Source organism: Cupriavidus neocaledonicus (genome assembly GCF_000372525.1).
GTDB lineage: Bacteria > Pseudomonadota > Gammaproteobacteria > Burkholderiales > Burkholderiaceae > Cupriavidus > Cupriavidus neocaledonicus.
Window position 1 is genome coordinate 1 of the sequence record NZ_AQUR01000104.1, and the last position, 17,758, is coordinate 17,758.

General features: G+C 68.9%; 15 protein-coding genes and 1 pseudogene. 4 read left to right on the forward strand and 12 right to left on the reverse strand.

What is annotated here, in order from left to right:
• Positions 1-203 (forward strand): annotated as a pseudogene (locus tag A3AG_RS34350) (IS481 family transposase); the annotation flags it as partial.
• Positions 204-396: 193 nt separating this feature from the next.
• Here the strand turns inward: A3AG_RS34350 and gsiB are convergent.
• Genes gsiB through A3AG_RS0122630 form a run of 4 tightly spaced genes read right to left on the reverse strand, consistent with a single transcriptional unit; the run spans position 397 to position 5,902 of the window.
• A complete protein-coding gene (gsiB, locus tag A3AG_RS0122615; protein WP_018007620.1) occupies positions 397-1,953 on the reverse strand; it encodes a glutathione ABC transporter substrate-binding protein GsiB in 1,557 nt (518 codons plus the stop codon).
• A gap of 28 nt (positions 1,954-1,981) precedes the next feature.
• Positions 1,982-3,886 carry a dipeptide ABC transporter ATP-binding protein gene (locus A3AG_RS0122620; RefSeq protein WP_018007621.1) on the reverse strand — a complete coding sequence of 635 codons (1,905 nt, stop codon included), beginning with the start codon at positions 3,884-3,886 and terminating at the stop codon, positions 1,982-1,984.
• 49 nt (positions 3,887-3,935) lie between these two features.
• On the reverse strand, positions 3,936-4,907 hold the full coding sequence (locus A3AG_RS0122625) for an isoaspartyl peptidase/L-asparaginase family protein (protein ID WP_018007622.1): 972 nt from the start codon (positions 4,905-4,907) through the stop codon (positions 3,936-3,938).
• A gap of 8 nt (positions 4,908-4,915) precedes the next feature.
• Complete coding sequence (locus A3AG_RS0122630; RefSeq protein ID WP_018007623.1) at positions 4,916-5,902, reverse strand: MurR/RpiR family transcriptional regulator; 987 nt, start codon at positions 5,900-5,902, stop codon at positions 4,916-4,918.
• Positions 5,903-6,206: 304 nt separating this feature from the next.
• On the opposite strand from A3AG_RS0122630, the gene A3AG_RS0122635 reads away from it, so the two are divergent.
• A complete protein-coding gene (locus tag A3AG_RS0122635; RefSeq protein ID WP_018007624.1) occupies positions 6,207-8,141 on the forward strand; it encodes an ATP-binding cassette domain-containing protein in 1,935 nt (644 codons plus the stop codon).
• A 96-nt stretch (positions 8,142-8,237) separates the two neighbouring features.
• Here the strand turns inward: A3AG_RS0122635 and A3AG_RS0122640 are convergent, their stop codons facing one another.
• The 4 genes from A3AG_RS0122640 to alr form a co-directional block, all read right to left on the reverse strand.
• Complete coding sequence (locus tag A3AG_RS0122640; protein WP_026164408.1) at positions 8,238-8,723, reverse strand: disulfide bond formation protein B; 486 nt, start codon at positions 8,721-8,723, stop codon at positions 8,238-8,240.
• 144 nt (positions 8,724-8,867) lie between these two features.
• Positions 8,868-9,431 (reverse strand): GNAT family N-acetyltransferase, encoded by a 564-nt coding sequence (locus A3AG_RS0122645; protein ID WP_018007626.1) that lies wholly within the window; start codon positions 9,429-9,431, stop codon positions 8,868-8,870.
• 3 nt (positions 9,432-9,434) lie between these two features.
• Positions 9,435-10,796, reverse strand: coding sequence for a DNA repair protein RadA (radA, locus tag A3AG_RS0122650; RefSeq protein WP_018007627.1), 1,362 nt, complete (start codon positions 10,794-10,796; stop codon positions 9,435-9,437).
• Positions 10,797-10,974: 178 nt separating this feature from the next.
• On the reverse strand, positions 10,975-12,096 hold the full coding sequence (alr, locus tag A3AG_RS0122655) for an alanine racemase (RefSeq protein WP_018007628.1): 1,122 nt from the start codon (positions 12,094-12,096) through the stop codon (positions 10,975-10,977).
• A gap of 603 nt (positions 12,097-12,699) precedes the next feature.
• On the opposite strand from alr, the gene lplT reads away from it, so the two are divergent.
• Positions 12,700-14,019, forward strand: a complete 1,320-nt coding sequence (gene lplT / locus A3AG_RS0122660; RefSeq protein ID WP_026164409.1) for a lysophospholipid transporter LplT — start codon at positions 12,700-12,702, stop codon at positions 14,017-14,019.
• 51 nt (positions 14,020-14,070) lie between these two features.
• Here lplT and A3AG_RS0122665 read toward each other — a convergent pair whose 3' ends face one another.
• The 4 genes from A3AG_RS0122665 to tsaB are packed head-to-tail and all read right to left on the reverse strand — an operon-like array spanning position 14,071 to position 17,357.
• Positions 14,071-15,213: a DUF1853 family protein gene (locus tag A3AG_RS0122665; protein WP_018007630.1), complete on the reverse strand. Its 1,143-nt coding sequence runs from the start codon at positions 15,211-15,213 to the stop codon at positions 14,071-14,073.
• Entirely contained in the window at positions 15,179-16,048 is an 870-nt protein-coding gene (locus A3AG_RS0122670) for a uracil-DNA glycosylase (protein WP_018007631.1), read from the reverse strand. Before A3AG_RS0122670 ends, A3AG_RS0122665 begins: the two co-directional genes overlap by 35 nt.
• Complete coding sequence (rimI, locus tag A3AG_RS0122675; protein ID WP_018007632.1) at positions 16,045-16,605, reverse strand: ribosomal protein S18-alanine N-acetyltransferase; 561 nt, start codon at positions 16,603-16,605, stop codon at positions 16,045-16,047. The genes A3AG_RS0122670 and rimI overlap by 4 nt, the downstream gene beginning before the upstream one ends.
• Complete coding sequence (gene tsaB / locus A3AG_RS0122680; protein WP_026164411.1) at positions 16,602-17,357, reverse strand: tRNA (adenosine(37)-N6)-threonylcarbamoyltransferase complex dimerization subunit type 1 TsaB; 756 nt, start codon at positions 17,355-17,357, stop codon at positions 16,602-16,604. Before tsaB ends, rimI begins: the two co-directional genes overlap by 4 nt.
• 128 nt (positions 17,358-17,485) lie before the next feature.
• Between tsaB and A3AG_RS0122685 the strand changes: the two genes are divergently transcribed.
• Positions 17,486-17,755, forward strand: coding sequence for an acyl-CoA-binding protein (locus tag A3AG_RS0122685; protein ID WP_018007633.1), 270 nt, complete (start codon positions 17,486-17,488; stop codon positions 17,753-17,755).
• The last annotated feature ends 3 nt before the right edge of the window (positions 17,756-17,758 follow it).

The window sequence follows — 17,758 nt, forward strand, 5'->3', positions numbered from 1 at the left end:
CTATCGAGTACGGCAGCGATGACATCGTGCGGAAGGTGGGCGACGGTGGGCGCATCTGCTTCCGGGGAAAGACGTTCCGGGTCGGAAGAGCCCTGATCGGAACGCCCGTAGCGCTGCGCCCTCGCGTGGATCTGGACGGCACCTTTGACGTCTACTTCTGCCATCAAAAGGTGGCCACGATAGACCTACAGCAAGCCTATTAAACTGGAGACTGGACTGTTACCCATGTCCTGGCACATGTGTTACCCATGTCCCCGGTCCATACAGCGAGCGGGAGAGGGGAGCAAACCACCAGCATGAGTGAACCCGACTGGGTTCTCCCCTCTCCCGCCTGCGGGAGAGGGGCCGGGGGTGAGGGCCAGAGCTTCAACGAAGGCTGGTCCTGCACACGCCCCCTCACTGCTTGATATCGATCTCGTCAAAATTGAACGACCCATCCGGCATCACATAGGCGCCGCTCATGCGCTTGCTGCGTGCGAACAGCACCTTCTCCGTCACCAGGAAGGCCCACGGCGCATCCTTCCAGATGCGTTCCTGCGCGTCCTTGTACAGGCGCGCCTTTTCGCCGCGGTCGGTGGTGCGCAGCGCGCCGGCGATGTCGGCGTCGACTTGGTCGTTCTTGTAGTAGGCGGTGTTCAGCAGCTTGGGCGGCATCGACTCCGAGGCCAGCAGCGGACGCAGTGCCCAGTCGGATTCACCGGTCGACGACGACCAGCCCACGTAGTAGATGCGCACGCCGGCGTCCTCTGGCTTCGGCACGCTCTCGACCTTCTCCACGCGCTGGCCGGCTTCCAGCGCCTGCACCTGCGCCTTGATGCCGACCTGCTGCAGTTGCTGCTGCACGAACTGGATCACCTTCTGCGCGGTGGTGTGGTTGTAGGCCGACCACAACGTGGTTTCGAAGCCGTTGGGGTAGCCGGCTTCCTTCAGCAGCGCGCGCGCCTTGGCCGGGTCATACGGCCACGGTCCCAGCTTCTCGGCATAGTCCACGCCGGGCGGCACCACGCCCTCGGCCGGCACCGCGTAGCCGGCAAAGGCGACCTTGGCCAGCGCCTCCTTGTTGATGGCGTAGTTGATCGCCTGGCGCACCTTGGGGTCGTTGAACGGCTTGACCATGGTGTTCATGGTCAGGTAGCGCTGGATGATCGACGGCGCGGCGATCAGGTCCACCTTGGGGCTGCTCTTCAGCACCGCGGCCTGCTCGAACGGAATGCTGAAGGCAAAGTCCGCCTCGCCGGTCTGCATGATGGCGGCGCGGGTGTTGTTGTCGACCACCGGCTTCCAGGTGATGGTGTCGATCTTCGGGTAGCCGGTCTTCCAGTAGCCGGCAAACTTCTTGCCCTTCAGGTGGTCGGGCTGCTTCCACTCGACGAACTCGAACGGGCCGGTGCCGACCGGGTGGAAGGCAATGTCCTTGCCGTACTTCTGCAGCGCGGCCGGCGAGATCATCACCGCCGACGGATGCGCCAGCACGTTGATGAACGGCGAGAACGGCTCCTTCAGCGTGACCTTGACGGTGTTGGCGTCGACCACGTCGGTCTTCGCCACGCGGTTGAACAGCGTGTAGCGCTTGAGCTTGTTGGCCGGGTTGGTGACGCGGTCCAGGTTGGCCTTGACGGCGGCGGCATCGAAGGTGGTGCCGTCGTGGAACTTGATGCCCTTCTTCAGCTTGATGGTGTAGGTCAGGCCATCCTTGCTGGCCTCGTAGCTTTCGGCCAGCACGTTGACCAGCTTCATGTCCTTGTCCAGGCCGAACAGGCCCTGGTAGAACGACTTGCTCGCGGCTTGCGACAGCGTGTCGTTCGAGTCGTACGGGTCGAGCGTGGTGAAGGTCGAATACACCGCCATCACGGCGTCCTTGGCCGCGAAGGCCGGTGCGGCGGCCAGCATGCCGAGGGCGCCGGCGGCAAAGGCGCCGGCCATCCATCGGGGCGAAACCATACGTGCAGACATCTCGATTCTCCTTGGATTGACTTCCGTTTCAGTAGGCGCCGCCAACGGCGTGCCGCGCAACAAAATGACCGGGCGCCCCGCTGCCCGCGACCGGCACCAGCGGCTGCACCACCGGTTCGTCGCCGACCGCGCGGATCGGGCTGGGGATCTCGTCGTTCAGCGGCTCGCGCCGCAGGTGGCGCCGCGCCGGGTCGGCGATCGGCACCGCCGACATCAGCTTCTTCGTGTACGGGTGCTGCGGGTTCTCGAAGATTGCGCGGCGCGGGCCGATCTCGACGATCTGGCCCAGGTACATCACCGCGACGCGATGGCTGACGCGCTCCACCACCGCCATGTCGTGCGAGATGAACAGGAAGGCAATGCCCAGCTCGCGCTGCAGGTCCAGTATCAGGTTGACGATCTGCGCCTGGATCGACACGTCCAGCGCCGACACCGATTCATCCGCCACCACCACCTTGGGGTTCAGCGCCAGCGCGCGCGCAATGCAGATGCGCTGGCGCTGGCCGCCGGAGAACTCGTGCGGATAGCGCGCCGCGTGCGACGGGTCCAGCCCCACCTTGTCGAGCAGCCAGGCCACGCGCTGCTCGGCCTCCTTGCCGCTGGCGACCTTGTGCACCAGCAGCGGCTCCATGATCGAATAGCCGACCGGCACGCGCGGGTCGAGCGAGGCGAACGGGTCCTGGAAGATGAACTGGATATTGCGGCGCAGGGTCTGCAGCGCCGGCCCCTCCATCTTGCTGATGTTCTGCCCGTTGAATTCGATGGTGCCGCTCTGGCTTTCCACCAGGCGCAGCAGCGAGCGGCCCGTGGTGGACTTGCCGCAGCCGGATTCGCCCACCAGCGCCAGCGTCTCGCCGGGATAGAGGTCGAAGCTGACCTGTTCCACCGCATGCACACGCCGCGTCACGCGGCCGAACAGGCCGCCGGGCACGTCGAAGCGCGTGACCAGGTCCTGCACCCGCAGGATCGGCGCCACGCCGGGTGCCACCGTATCCTGCGGCGCGGCCGCCTCGGGGCTGGCGCTGTCCAGGCGCAGCAGCGGGAACTTGGCCGGCAGGTCGGTGCCGCGCATCGCGCCCAGGCGCGGCACCGCCGACAGCAGTGCGCGCGTGTACGGATGCGCGGGGGCACGGAAAACATCGTCCGAGGTACCCTCTTCCACCTTCTCGCCGCGGTACATCACCAGCACGCGGTCGGCGACCTCGGCGACCACGCCCATGTCGTGGGTGATGAAGACCACGCCCATCTGCATCTCGGCCTGCAGGCCGCGGATCAGCTGCAGGATCTCGGCCTGGATGGTCACGTCCAGCGCCGTGGTGGGTTCGTCGGCGATCAGCAGCGCCGGCTTGCACGACAGCGCCATCGCGATCATCACGCGCTGGCGCATGCCGCCGGAGAGCTGGTGCGGATAGCGCTCGAGCACGCGCCGCGCTTCGGGGATGCGCACCAGTTCCAGCATGCGCAGCGCCTCGGCGCGCGCGGCGGCGCGGCTCTTGCCCTGGTGCAGCCGGATCGATTCGGCGATCTGCTCGCCTACCGGGAACACCGGATTGAGCGAGGTCATCGGCTCCTGGAAGATCATCGCCACGTCGGCGCCGCGCACGCTGCGCAGCGTGGCGTTAGCCGCGCGCGCCAGGTCGATCACCTCGCCGCCGCGCCGGCGCAGCGCCATGCTGCCCGATGCGATCTTGCCGCCGCCATGCTCGACCAGCCGCATCAGCGCCAGCGAAGTCACCGACTTGCCCGAGCCCGACTCGCCCACCACCGCGAGCGTCTCGCCGCGATCGACATGGAAGGACAGATTGCGCACGGCCTCGACCGTGCGCTCCGAGGTGGCGAAGCGCACGGTGAGCCCGTCCACCTGGACCACGCGCTCGGGCGGCAGGACGATACCGGATGCGGGAACGCGCGCTGGCGCTGGGGTAGTGACCACGGGAACTCCTTGTATGGCAGGATGCGGGACGGACCTGGCAGGCGGCGCGTCAGCCATAGATCGACACGTCGACGGCCTCGCCCACCCGGGCGACACCGCGGTACATGCCTTCGGTATTGAACGGCAGCGTGACGTTGCCATCGCGGTCCACGGCGATCAGGCCGCCGCGGCCCCGGATGGCGGGCAGCTTCTCCATCACCACCCGCCGCGCGGCCTCGTCGAGCGGCAGGCCGGCATAGCGCATCTGCGCCGCGACATCGTGCGCGGCCACGGTGCGGATAAACATCTCGCCGGTGCCCGTGGCGGACACGGCGGCCACGTCGTCGGCATAGCAGCCGGCGCCGATCAGCGGGGTATCGCCGACCCGGCCCACCTGCTTGTTGGTGACGCCGCCGGTGGACGTGGCCGCGGCGAGGTTGCCGCGGCTGTCGCAGGCGACCGCGCCCACGGTGCCGAACTTGCTGTCGGGATCGATCGGCGCCGTGCCGCGCGCCTGCTGTGCGGCCAGCGTGGCGGCGTCGTGGTCGAGCAAGGCCATGCCGGCGTTGCCGCGCGCACGCTGCCATTGATCGTGGCGGGCCTGGGTGAAGTAGTACTCCGGCTCTACCAGCTCCAGCCCTTGCGCCTGCGCGAAGGCCTCGGCGCCGGCGCCGGCAAACAGCACGTGCTCGCTGTGCTCCAGCACCGCGCGCGCCGCCAGCACCGGGTTGCGCACGCGCGTGACGCAGGCCACCGCGCCGGCGTTGCGGGTGGCGCCATCCATCACCGCCGCATCGAGCTCGTAGGTGCCGGCATGGGTCAGCACGGCGCCCTTGCCGGCGTTGAACAGCGGGCATTCTTCGAGCAGGCGCACCGCCTCGGTGACGGCGTCGAGCGCGCTGCCGCCATCGGCCAGGATGCGCTGGCCGGCCTGCAGCACGTGTTGCAGCGCTTCGATGTATTCGCGTTCGCGGGCCGCATCCATCGCCGCGCGGGTGATGGTGCCGGCGCCGCCGTGGATGGCAATGACAGCTGCTTGCATAAATGGAATCAGGACTTGCGGGGGTTGGACGAGCGCGCGCGGCGCGCGCCGGTCTTGGCTTCGGTGGGCTGCGCGGCGGTTGGTGCGGCGGTTGGTGCGGAAGTTGACGCGGGCCGGCGCGCCGGCTCGGCATCGGGCGTGCCATACAGCCACGGCAGCAGGAATTCGGTCATTTCGGCGGCGGCCTTGACCGGGCGTTCGGCCCGGTGCGCCACCGCGCCGCACAGCGCCTCGATCAGCGCCAGCACGGTGGCATCGGAGTTGGCCGAGAGCCGGTTGCCGGCCTGCGCATACAGCGCGATATCGGCCAGCGGGGCCAGCGGCGAGGTCGGGCCGTCGGTCAGCGCCAGCACCTGCCCGCCGTGCGCCTTGACGCGCTGGGCCAGTTCGACGGTATCGGTGACATAGCGCGGGAAGGCGATCACGATCAGCAGGTCGCTAGGCTGCAGCTTGAACAACTGGCGCGCCGCGTGCGAAGCGCCGCCCGCACCGGCGACCGAGGTCACCATGCGGCAATGCATTTCCAGGCCGTGCTGCAGCAGGCCCGCCAGGAAGCCGCTGGCACCAAAGCCCGCCACGTAGACGCGCTGCGCACCCAGGATCGCCGAGACCGCGCGCTCGCACGCCTGCGCGTCGATGCCGCGCCGCGTGGCTTCGGCATTGGCGGCCGCATCCTCGAGCGAGGCGGCGAACACTTCGGCCACGGTGGCGGGTCGTTCCAGCTCGCTGCGCAGCCGCTCCACCGGCGCCAGCGTGGCTTCGAAACCGCGCACCAGCTCGGCCCGGAACTGCGGATAGCCGTCGAACCCCAGCGCCCGCGCAAAGCGGTTCGCCGTCGCGACCGACACCTCTACCGCCGCAGCGAACTCGTCGATGCGCATCGTCGCCGCGCGAAACAAATTGGCCAGCACGTACTCCGCCATGCGGCGGTGCGCCGGCGTCAGCGCCGGCAGGCTGCGTGCAATGCGGTCCGAGATCGAATGGCCAATGGACATGGTGGAAGCGGTTGATCGACAGTGCGCCAGGGGGGCGGCCTGTTGTGAAAATGAATTTACACGCAACAGACTTCCAAGAAAATAGAGTTTTGTCAGACCAAGGGTAATCCCTAGATTCGACGGCTTTGCCGGCACATTTGCGGTGCACGCAGCGATGCGCCGCGACCCGCTTTGGCGCGGCGCCTGCACCGGCACGGCGTTCGGCGCACCGGAAACGCTACAATGCGGGCCAGCGCCACAACGCCGGCCGCGGCCGGCATTTCACGGCGCTTTTTCTGTTTTTCACTCAGGCATTTCCCCTCTCGTGATCCGAATCGACCAGCTAGTCCTTCAGCGCGGCACCAAGGTGCTGTTCGACCACACCAGCGTGACGCTCAACCCGGGCGAGCGCGTGGGCCTCGTCGGCGCCAACGGCAGCGGCAAGTCGACGCTGTTCGCGCTGCTGCGCGGCGAGCTGCATCCGGACGGCGGCGACGTCAGCGTGCCGGCGCAGTGGCGGGTCGCCCACGTGGCGCAGGAAACGCCGGCGGTCAGCCGTACCGCGGTCGACTACGTGATCGACGGCGACACCCGCCTGCGCGAGATCGAGGCCGCCATTGCCGCGGCGCAGGCCAGCGGCGACGGCAGCGCCGAAGGCGAAGCCCACGCCGCCTATGCCGACGCCGACGGCTACACCGCGCCGGCGCGCGCCGAGGCCCTGCTGCTGGGCCTGGGCTTCACGCTGGCGCAGGTGTCGCAGCCGGTGGCGTCGTTCTCGGGCGGCTGGCGCATGCGCCTGAACCTGGCGCAGGCGCTGATGTGCCCGTCGGACCTGCTGCTGCTCGACGAACCGACCAACCACCTGGACCTCGACGCCATCGTCTGGCTGGAAGACTGGCTGGCGCGCTATCCCGGCACGCTGGTGATGATTTCGCACGACCGCGAATTCCTCGACGCGATCTGCAATGTCACGGTGCATATCGAGAACCGGCAGCTGCGCCGCTACGGCGGCAACTACACGCTGTTCGAGACCCTGCGGCTGCAGCAGATGGCGCAGCAGCAGGCCGCCTACGTGCGCCAGCAGAAGGAAATCGCGCACCTGGAATCGTTCATCACCCGCTTCAAGGCCAAGGCGACCAAGGCGCGCCAGGCGCAGAGCCGGGTCAAGGCGCTGGAGAAGATGGAGCGGCTGGCGCCGGTGCACGTCGCCGCCGGCTTTGCCTTCGAGTTCCGCGAGCCCGATGCCGCGCCCAACCCGATGATGGTGCTGGACGGCGTCGATTGCGGCTACGCCGAAGCCGATCCGCCCGTCACCATCCTGCACAACCTGGCGCTGTCGATCCAGAACGGCCAGCGCATCGGCCTGCTGGGCGCGAACGGCCAGGGCAAGTCGACGCTGGTCAAGACCCTGGCCGGCACCCAGGATCCGCTCAAGGGCAACCTGCGCCTGGGCAAGGGCCTGCAGATCGGCTACTTCGCCCAGCACCAGCTGGAAACGCTGCGCGACCACGACTCCGCGCTGCAGCACCTCGCGCGCCTGGCGCCCGACGTGCGCGAGCAGGAGCTGCGCGACTTCCTCGGCAGCTTCAACTTCCGCGGCGACATGGCGACCACGCCGATCGAGCCCTTCTCGGGCGGCGAAAAGGCCAGGCTGGCGCTGGCGCTGATCGTCTGGCAGAAGCCCAACCTGCTGCTGCTCGACGAACCGACCAACCACCTCGACCTCGATACGCGCGAGGCGCTGACCATGGCGCTGGCGCAGTTCGAAGGCACGCTGATCCTGGTCTCGCACGACCGGCACCTGCTGCGCGCCACCGCCGACCAGTTCATGCTGGTGGCCGACGGCACCATCCGGCCGTTCGACGGCGACCTCGACGATTACCGCGACTGGCTGCTGCAGCAGGCCGCGGCCAAGCGCAATGCCGCGACCGCCGCGCACCAGGCGGAAAACGCCGGCGAGGCCGCGGCAGCGGTCAACCGCAAGGACCAGCGCCGCGCCGAGGCCGACGAGCGCCAGCGGCTGTCTGCATTGCGCAAGCCGCTCGCCAAAGAACTGGAAAAGGTCGAGAAGCGCATGGCGGTGCTGCAGGCCGCCAAGGTGGAGATCGACCAGTTCATGGCCGACGAAGGCAGCTACGCCGAAGCCAACAAGGTGAGGCTGATGGAAATGCTCAAGCGCCAGGGCGAGGTCAATGGTGAACTGGAGACGCTGGAAGAAAAGTGGCTGGAGCTGCAGGAGCAGATCGAGCAGATTGCCTGATCGGATTCGGCTTCGAGTCCCCTGCCTTGCACCACCGCAAAAGAGAAACGGCGCCGATGGCGCCGTTTCTCTTTACATCGATCGCTTACCCCGGGCTCAGCGGAAATTCTTCTCCCGGCGAATCAGGCCCACCGCCAGCGTCAGCGTCAGCACGAACAGCCAGATCAGCGACCAGGCCGGCACCGACAGCCCCAGCACCGGCGGCAGCGGCGCGGTGCACAGGCCGTCGGAGTAGAACAGCTGCGGCAGCACCTTGGCGGTGGGCAGCGCATTGACCCAGTTTTCGAGCGGATCGATGCCGCACGAGGCCTTGGGATTGAGCAGCAGCGACACGTGATAGACCGCCACCGCGATGCCGGCGATGCCGGACAGCATGCCCAGGCCCTGCCACAGCGAGCGCGTGTTCTGCGCCACCGCGGCCAGCAGCGAGAACACGCCGATGCCGATGAAGGCAAAGCGCTGCATCACGCAGAGCGGACAAGGCTGGTAGCCCTTTTCGAACTGGAGGTAGAGCGCGACGCCGACCAGGGCGAACGAGACGATGGCAATCAGCAGGAAATAGGCGCGGGAGTTGGCTTGCATCATTGGAACTCAGGTGATCCGGTAATCATTGCCGTCAGTGGGAGGGCGCGGCTGTGCTGCGCATTATTACCGATTTTGCCGCGCCTGCCCTTGGCGCCACATGCGGCGCCGGGCCCCGGCCCGTGGCGGACTGACGCGGGAACATCAGGCGCCCGCTGCCAGCCACGCCGCGCGCGGCAAGCGGTACAGGCAATGCGGCCGCAACGGGTGTCCCGGCGGCAATGCGGGATGGTCGAAGCCCTCGGCATCCTGGCGCATGCCGAGCCGTTCCATCACCGCCCGCGAGCGGGCATTGGCGAGCGTGGTGAAGGCGACGATCTCTTCCAGCGCCAGGCGGCCGAAGCCATAAGCGAGCGCGCCCCGCGCCGCCTCGGTGGCGTAGCCGTGGCCCCAGGCCTGCCGCGCCAGCCGCCAGGCGATCTCCACGCACGGCGCGAATGGCAGCGCGGCGGCCGGCTCGTGCAGTCCGACGAACCCCAGGAAGGCATCGTCCGCGCTGCGTTCGGCGACCCAGACGCCCCACCCCTTGTCCGCGATCAGGCCGCGGCAGCGCGCGGCCATCGCATCGCTTTCGGCGCGCGTCAGGGGTGCGGGGAAATAGCGCATCACCTGCGCATCGGCATTGAGCGCGGCAAACGGCGCATAGTCTTCATCGCGCCACTGGCGCAGCCGCAAGCGGCTGGTCTCGAAAGCGATGCCGGTGTCCATGGCTCAGTCCAGGTGGCGCACGCGGTCGATGGCCTGCTCGATGCGCTCCACCGCGATCACCTCGAGCCCGTCGATTTTCTGCTTGGGCGCGTTGGCCTTGGGGATCACGGCCAGCGTAAAGCCCAGCTTGGCCGCTTCCTTCAGGCGTTCCTGCCCGCGCGGGCTGGGGCGGATCTCGCCGGCCAGGCCCACTTCGCCAAACACCACCAGCCCGCGCGGCAGCGGCTTGTTGCGCATCGACGAGTGGATCGACAGCAGCACCGCCAGGTCCGCGGCAGGTTCGGTGATCTTGACCCCGCCCACCGCGTTGAGGAACACATCCTGGTCGAAGCAGGCGATGCCCGCGTGCCGGTGCAGCACCGCCAGCAGCAAGGCCAGCCGGTTCTGCTCCAGCCCCACCGCCAGCCGGCGCGGGTTGGGCACGTGCGCGGTATCGACCAGCGCCTGGATTTCGACCAGCAGCGGCCGCGTGCCTTCCTGCGTCACCAGCACGCACGAGCCCGGCACGGTCTCTTCATGCTGCGACAGGAACAGCGCCGACGGATTGCTGATGCCGCGCAGGCCGCGCTCGGTCATGGCGAACACGCCCAGCTCGTTGACCGCGCCGAAGCGGTTCTTGAAAGCGCGGATCAGCCGGTGCGACGAATGGGTATCGCCCTCGAAATACAGCACCGTATCGACGATATGCTCGAGCACGCGCGGCCCCGCCAGGCTGCCCTCCTTGGTCACGTGGCCGACCAGGATGATGGTGGTGCCGCTGCTCTTGGCGATGCGGGTAAGCTGCGCCGCGCATTCACGCACCTGCGCCACCGATCCCGGCGCCGAGGTCAGCGCCTCGGAATACAGCGTCTGGATCGAATCGATCACCGCCACCTCGGGCTTCTCCGCTTCCAGCGTGGCCTGGATCTTCTCCAGCTGGATTTCGGCGAGCAGCCCCAGCGACGGGCTTTCGACGCCCAGGCGCTGCGCGCGCAGCGCGATCTGCGCCCCGGATTCCTCGCCGCTGACGTAGAGCACGCGGCGCTGTCCGGCCAGGTTGGCCAGCGCCTGCAGCAGCAGCGTCGACTTGCCGATACCGGGGTCGCCGCCGATCAGCACCACGCCGCCCGATACCAGGCCGCCGCCCAGGACCCGGTCGAACTCGTCGATGCCGCTGGAAAAGCGCGGCACGTCGGCGGCCTCGATCTCGGCCAGCTTGCGTACCGTGGCCGATGCCGCGAGCGGCTGGAAGCGCTTGTTCGCGGCGGATTCCGCCACGGTCTCGACCAGCGTGTTCCACTGCTGGCAATGCGGGCACTGGCCGGCCCAGCGCGGCGTGGTGCCGCCGCATTCGGTACAGGTGTAGACAGTCTTGCTCTTGGCCAACGGAGGTCCTTGCAGAAAGAATCGAGCCGGGCCTGAAGCGACCCGGCTTGCGGAGATGGCGTCGTGGGCGAAGCGGCGCTGCGCAGCGCACGCGTGCTGAGCGTAACCGTGCGGCGCTGCGCCCGCCCGGCCCCGCTCCGCTCAGCGGCGCAAATCAGGCCCCCAAATCAGGCCCCCATCAGGCCACCGCGGGCGCAGCGCTGTCCGATGCAGTGATGGTCGCCACCGTGGTCGGCACGCGCGGCGCCAGCGCGCACATCAGCTCGTAGCCGACCGTGCCGCTGGCCTGCGCCACTTCGTCGATCGGCAGGCCCTGGCCCCACAGCGTGACCGGGCTGCCGACGCGGGCCTTCGGGCACGGCGTCAGGTCCACGCACAGCATGTCCATCGACACGCGCCCTACCAGCTCGGTGCGCACGCCGTCGACCAGCACCGGCGCGCGCTGCTCGCCCCAGCCCGACGCGTGGCGCGGGTAGCCGTCGGCATAGCCGCAGGCGACCACGCCGATGCGCATCGGCCGCTCCGCGGTGAAGAGCGAACCATAGCCGACGGTATCGCCCGGCTGCAGGTCCTGCACCGCGATCAGCTCGCTGTGCAGCGACATCGCCGGCTGCAGCCCGGTGCCCGCGATATCGGCATCGCGGCCGGTGGGCGAGGCGCCGTACAGGATGATGCCGGGACGCACCCAGGCGCGGTGCGCGTGCGGATGCCACAGCACCGCGGCGGAATTCGACAGGCTGGCCTCGCCGGGCAGGTTGGCGGTGGCGGCGTCGAAGGACTCGACCTGGTGGGCAATGCCGCGCGGGCCGTCGGCATCGGAGAAATGCGTCATATGGACGATGCTGCCCACGCACGGCATGGCGCGCGCGCGCTCCCAGGCGGCGCGGTATTCCGCGGGATGGAAGCCGAGCCGGTTCATGCCGGTGTTGAGCTTGAGCTGGATCGCCAGCGGACCCCTGGGGCGCGCGCTTTCCAGCATGCGCAGCTGCTCGTCGCAGTGGATCGCCGTGGTCAGCCGGTACTGCTCGATCAGGGCGATGTCCTGCGGCTGGAAAAAGCCCTCCAGCAGCAGGATCGGGCCCTGCCAGCCGAGGTCGCGCAACAGCACGGCTTCATTCAGGTCCAGCAGGCCGAAGCCATCGGCACCACGCAGTGCAGCAAAGACGCGGCGGATGCCATGGCCATAGGCATTGGCCTTGACCACCGCCCAGACGCGCGAGGCCGGCGCCTTGCGGCGGATCACGTCGAGGTTGTTGGCCAGGGCGGGTTGGTGGATGACGGCTTGGATCGGTCTTGGCATGGAAGTCACATCAGGGTAGCGGACAAAGCCGGCAGCGGCGCGGTCGGCCCGTGCACACCGGGCTGACTGGAAGGACGGCTCTGTCTCAGTATCGATGGCGCAAACGTCACCTGTCGGTGTGCCGCAGCACGCACCGGCGGGGGCTGTGGCGACGGCCGTGGCGACGGTTGTGACGACGGATATGCGGGATGCCCGCAATTGGCACGCCCAGGTATCCCCGTCACCATATCTCGCCGGGCACACGCCAGATCAGGGAAAGACCGGTCCGGCGGGCCGCGGTGGCAGCCGTTATTTGAACACATTCGGATGCTGTTGCCGGGGGTCATCGGGGAATCGGCGCGGCAATTTGCTGTCAAAAAGAGCCGTTGCCGGGGTTCGGGAATGTCATGTTTTCGTGATATAAAGCCGGACGCTCCGGCCATGTTCTAAAAGCGAAGCATTATGTCAATGACTGTCAGGCAGGCCTCACGGCGCCGCAGCGCAGCACCTACGACACAATTCGACACGGCCGCGGCACAAGGTTCCCTGCAAACCATGGCCTCTGCGGCCGGCACCGGCCTGGCCCACCTGAATGGAGCGCGCGATGGAGAGAAAGTCGACAGCATGAAGAAGGGTTTTTACACCATCATGGCCGCGCAGTTTTTTTCCTCGCTGGCCGACAATGCCTTACTGATCGCCGCCATCGCCCTTCTCACCGAATTGCATTCCCCGCAGTGGATGACCCCGCTGCTCAAGCTGTTCTTCGTTCTCTCCTACGTCATTCTTGCCGCCTTCGTCGGCGCCTTCGCCGACTCGATGCCCAAGGGGCGGGTGATGCTCATCACCAACGCGATCAAGGTGGTCGGCTGCGCCATCATGATGTTCGGGCTGCATCCGCTCCTGGCCTACGGCGTGGTCGGCTTCGGCGCGGCGGCGTATTCGCCCGCCAAGTACGGCATCCTGACCGAGCTGCTGCCCCCCGAAAAACTGGTGCTGGCCAACGGCTGGATCGAGGGCCTGACGGTGGGCTCGATCATCCTCGGCACGGTGGTGGGCGGTGCGTTGATTTCCGTGCATGTCTCCGGCCTGCTGCTGCGCCTGGACCTGCCCTTGATCAATACCGGCATCGATACCCCGGCCGAGGCCGCGATGGTGGTGATCATGCTGTTCTATGTGATCGCTTCGCTCTTCAACCTGTTCATCCCGGACACCGGCGCGCGCTATCCGGCGCAGGAAAAGAACCCGATCAAGCTGATCGCCGAGTTCGGCGACTGTTTCCTGGCGCTGTGGCGCGACAAGCTGGGCCAGATCTCGCTGGCGGTGACCACGCTGTTCTGGGGCGTGGGCGCGACGCTGCAGTTCATCGTGCTGAAATGGGCCGAAAAATCGCTGGGCCTGAACCTGTCCCAGGGTGCGTTGCTGCAGGCCGTGGTGGCGGTGGGCGTGGCCGTCGGCGCGATCCTGGCGGCGGCGCGCATCCCGCTGCGCAAATCGCTGTCGGTGCTGCCGTTCGGCGTGGCGATGGGCGCCACGGTGATGGTGATGGCGTTCTACACCAAGGACGCGATGCCGCAGGTCACGCTCGACGTGCTGGGCCTGCACATGCCGCTGTACATGGCCATTGCCTACCTGTTCCTGATGCTGGTGGGCGCGATGTCGGGCTATTTCGTGGTGCCGATGAACGCGCTGCTGCAGCACCGCGGCCATGTGCTGCTGTCGGCCGGGCACTCGATCGCGGTGCAGAACTTCAATGAGAACGTGTCGGTGCTGCTGATGCTGTGCCTGTACGCACTGCTGATCAAGCTCAACGTGCCGATCGGCGTGGTCATCATCGCGCTCGGCCTGTTTATCTGCGTGACCATGGCGCTGGTGCTCAAGCTGCACAAGTACAACGTGCGCACCTTCAACTCGCTGGCGATGATCGGCGAGGACAAGCACCACTAGCACCACCGGCACCATCATGGCGCGGCCGCGCCGGCGGCCGGCCAGCCCGCCTCAGGCGTCGTCCTGACCGGCTCGCGGGCCTGCCCGCGGCGGCTCTTCAGTGCGGGCCAGCGCCCGCTCCTGCCACCCCGGCGGTACCACGAACCCGCGCGAGCATTCGCGCCACCACCCTGGCGCGTGCGGCCCGGCCGGCTCCAGCGCGCACAGCATCACCGGCGACTCGCGGCGCCAGCCGTGGTCATGGCGCGGATCGGCAAAGCGCTGCGCCAGCAGCGCGTGCAGCGTGCCGGCATCGTCGGTGCCGGCCTCAGGCACCAGTGCGCCCGACAGCCACCCGGTACGCGGCAGGCGGCACCAGCGCAGGCCCGGGCGCGCGCCGGCGCGAGCGGCCCAGTCATCGAGCGTCGACCACCAGCCGTGCAAGTGGTCCGGCGCGATGCCGAGCGTCTCCAGCCCGGCCGGCACCTGGCCGTCACGATAGAACAGCCAGCCCAGCAGGTAGACCTCGCTGCGATCCACGGTATGGCCCAGCGCGGCCCGCGCCTCTGGCGTATGTGCCAACGGCAGCTGGCGGTGCACGATATGCCCGAGCTTGTCGCCAAGGCGGTCGACCAGGTTCGGGCCGACGAAATCCTGTGCCCGCGGCGGCTGGTGGCCGGCCGCCGCCATCAGGTAGAACTTGGCCGCCATCTCCCAGTGGACCACCGCGCCCGAGGCCAGGTCGCGCCAGACGAAATCCAGCTCGCCCAGCGTGCGCACGCCGTGCCGCCCCGCGCGCCGCACCGGCACGTTGGCGGCCAGCAGCGACAGGCCCTGCATATGGCGCAAGGCAAAATGCAGCAGCCGCTCGGCATGCCGGCCCAGGCGCAGGCTGCGGTTAGCGGGGTCGTGGTCGGCAGCGGCGCAGAGCGCGGCGTGGCCGTCGGCCAGTTCGTCGATGGTGGCGGGCAGCGCGGCGGCATCCGCGCCTTCGAGCCAGCGCTGCCAGGCCTCGAGGGTGCCGGCCGGCCAGCGCGCCAGCGCGGCGCCCGGCACGGCATCGAGCAGCGGCGGCGACAGCGTGGTCCAGGCCAGGTCGCGCGCGCGCGCCGACGCGGCGCGGCGCCACAGCGGCGCGTGCGCCGGCCCATGGCCGTCGCCGCCGCGGGCCGGCGAGAGATCAGGCCCCAGCTCCCGCACGGTGGTGGACCTCACGGGCCAGGCACAGGTCTTCCCAGGCGCGCGCCTTGTCGGTCAGCGTGCGCAGCAGGTAGGCGGGATGGTAGGTCACCACCACGGGAATGCCCTCGTACGCATGCACGGTGCCGCGCAGCTTGCCGATCGGCGTGGTGGTGCGCAGCAATGATTGCGCGGCGAAGCGGCCCAGCACCACGATCACGCGTGGCCTGACCAGCGCGATCTGCCGGCGCAGGAAGGGCTCGCACTGCGCCACCTCTTCCGCTTCGGGATTGCGGTTGCCGGGCGGGCGGCACTTGAGCACGTTGGCAATGAACACATTGCGCCCGCGCGCCAGGCCGAGCGCGCCGAGCATGTTGTCGAGCAGCTTGCCGGCCTGGCCGACGAAGGGCTCGCCCTGCAGGTCTTCGTTCTCGCCGGGGGCCTCGCCCACCAGCATCCATTCGACCTGGCGCGGGCCCACGCCGAATACCGTGTTGGTACGGGTCTGGCACAGGCCGCAGGCGGTGCAGCCCGCCACCTCGGCCTCCAGCGCCGGCCAGTCCATCGTGGCGATGGCCGCGTCACGGTCCGCTCGCGCATCGCCTGGCGCGGGTCCGGCCGAGTCCAGTGCTGGCGCAACCGGCTCACGGGCTGGCGGCGGCACCACGGGTGCGGCCAGCGGCGCCTCGGCATGCGCAACCGCTGCAGCCGGCGGGGCAGCCGTCACTGCCGCGGGCGGCTCGGCTGCCGGCAGCGCTGCCGGCAGCGCTGCCAGCTCGGGCTGCGCCTCTGCGTGCGCCGCCCTGGGCGCGCGCGGCACCCATTCGGTCGGAATGCCCAGCACCTCGAGGAACTGCGCACGGCGACTCATGCCTTGCCCTCCGTGCCTTCATTGGCGGCGGCCTGCGCCGGCCACGCGCGGCGCAGCACCAGCGCGTCTTCGCGCTTGCCGCCGGGCGCGGGGTAATAGCCCTTGCGGCGCCCGATCTCGGCAAACCCGGCCGCCTGGTACAGCGCAATCGCGCCGGCATTGGAGGGGCGCACCTCCAGCAGCATGGTGTGGATGCGATGCGCGTGCGAGGTCGCCAGCACCACCGCCAGCATCAGGCGCCCGAGCCCCTGGCGCTGGCGCTGCGGCTCGACCGTGATGTTGAGCAGGTGCATTTCATCGACCACCGGCATCAGCACGGCGTAGGCCACCAGCGTGCCCGCCGGATCGCGCAGCGTCAGCCCCAGATGCCCGGACTTGACCGAGTTCTCGAAGTTGCCGCGCGTCCAGGGATGGCTGTAGGCACGCGCCTCGATGCCCGCCACCGCCTGCAGGTCCAGCGCGCTCATGCGGCCCAGCGACCAGCCCTCGGGCAGCGCCGGCATGGCCGGCACCTCGGGCCAGTCGTGGCGGTCCGCAAGGGGATACGCGGCGCTCACGATGCATTCCCCGGCTGGGCCGCGGCGCGCGCCGCCGACGCGGCCTCGCGCTCGGCGATGGTCTGGGCGACCTTGTCGCGCAGGTAGACCGGCATGGCCTGGTCGGCGTCGATGGCCTCGCCGCGCGCCAGCGCGCGCAGCCCGAGGGCAACCATCGGCTGCGCATGCGGCATTGCGTCCGGCAGCACGCGGGCGGCACGGGCCAGGCCCGCCAGGCGCTCGCCAAACACGGTGGACGCGTTGCCGGCCAGCCAGAATGCGCCGGCGGGCAAGGCCACGGTTTCGGGCGCGCCGACCTGCATCGGCGTGAGTTCCGTCCACTCCTGCGCGGCGGCGTTCCAGCCGAAGGCCGCGGCATAGGCCTCGTCCATGCGCGCATCCAGCGCCACCAGCACCGCGGTGCCATCCGGCAGCGCCGGCGTGGCGGCGCGGGCGCGTTCGGCGCAGGCCATCAGCGTGTTGACCGGCACCACCGGCAGGCCGGCGCCGAACGCCAGCCCCTGCGCCACGCCGCAGGCGGTGCGCAGCCCGGTGAACGAGCCCGGACCGGCGCCAAAGGCAATGGCCGCGCAATCGCCCAGCGCAATGCCGGCTTCGGCCAGCAATTCGCCGGCGGCCGGCAGCACCCGCGCCGACGAGCGTGCACCGGTGTGCTCATGGCGCACCAGGCACTCGAGGCCGGCGCCTGCCGCGCGTCCGAGCGCGACCGAGCACCACTCCGTAGAAGTTTCAACAGCAAGAATCCAGGACATGGCGCGATTGTAGCCGTTGGGCCCGGAATCGAGGGCTTCTTCGGTTTTATACGGACGGCGCGGCCGCGCCGGGCAGCTATCATCGGGCTGCATTTCCGCAATCCAGACAGTCCACACGGAGGAACCCCATGAGCGACCTGCAGGCACGCTTCGAACAGGCCCAGATCGACGTCAAGCAGCTGAGCGAGCGCCCCAGCAATATGTCCCTGCTGCGCCTGTATGCGCTGTACAAGCAAGGCAGCGAGGGCGATGCCCACGGCGACAAGCCCGGCATGACCGATTTCGTCGGCCGCTACAAGTTCGAGGCGTGGGAAGCGCTGCGCGGCACCGCGCGCGAACAGGCGATGGAGCAGTACATCGCGCTGGTGGAAGAGCTGCGCAGCGGCGCCGCCAGCTGAACG

Bases quoted from the DNA above. Each gene is read 5' to 3' on its own strand.
- gsiB (WP_018007620.1), bottom strand. From the start codon at position 1,953: ATGTCTGCACGTATGGTTTCGCCCCGATGGATGGCCGGCGCCTTTGCC.
- A3AG_RS0122625 (WP_018007622.1), bottom strand. From the start codon at position 4,907: ATGCAAGCAGCTGTCATTGCCATCCACGGCGGCGCCGGCACCATCACC.
- A3AG_RS0122630 (WP_018007623.1), bottom strand. From the start codon at position 5,902: ATGTCCATTGGCCATTCGATCTCGGACCGCATTGCACGCAGCCTGCCG.
- A3AG_RS0122640 (WP_026164408.1), bottom strand. From the start codon at position 8,723: ATGCAAGCCAACTCCCGCGCCTATTTCCTGCTGATTGCCATCGTCTCG.
- A3AG_RS0122645 (WP_018007626.1), bottom strand. From the start codon at position 9,431: ATGGACACCGGCATCGCTTTCGAGACCAGCCGCTTGCGGCTGCGCCAG.
- alr (WP_018007628.1), bottom strand. From the start codon at position 12,096: ATGCCAAGACCGATCCAAGCCGTCATCCACCAACCCGCCCTGGCCAAC.
- lplT (WP_026164409.1), top strand. From the start codon at position 12,700: ATGAAGAAGGGTTTTTACACCATCATGGCCGCGCAGTTTTTTTCCTCG.
- A3AG_RS0122670 (WP_018007631.1), bottom strand. From the start codon at position 16,048: ATGAGTCGCCGTGCGCAGTTCCTCGAGGTGCTGGGCATTCCGACCGAA.
- tsaB (WP_026164411.1), bottom strand. From the start codon at position 17,357: ATGTCCTGGATTCTTGCTGTTGAAACTTCTACGGAGTGGTGCTCGGTC.
- A3AG_RS0122685 (WP_018007633.1), top strand. From the start codon at position 17,486: ATGAGCGACCTGCAGGCACGCTTCGAACAGGCCCAGATCGACGTCAAG.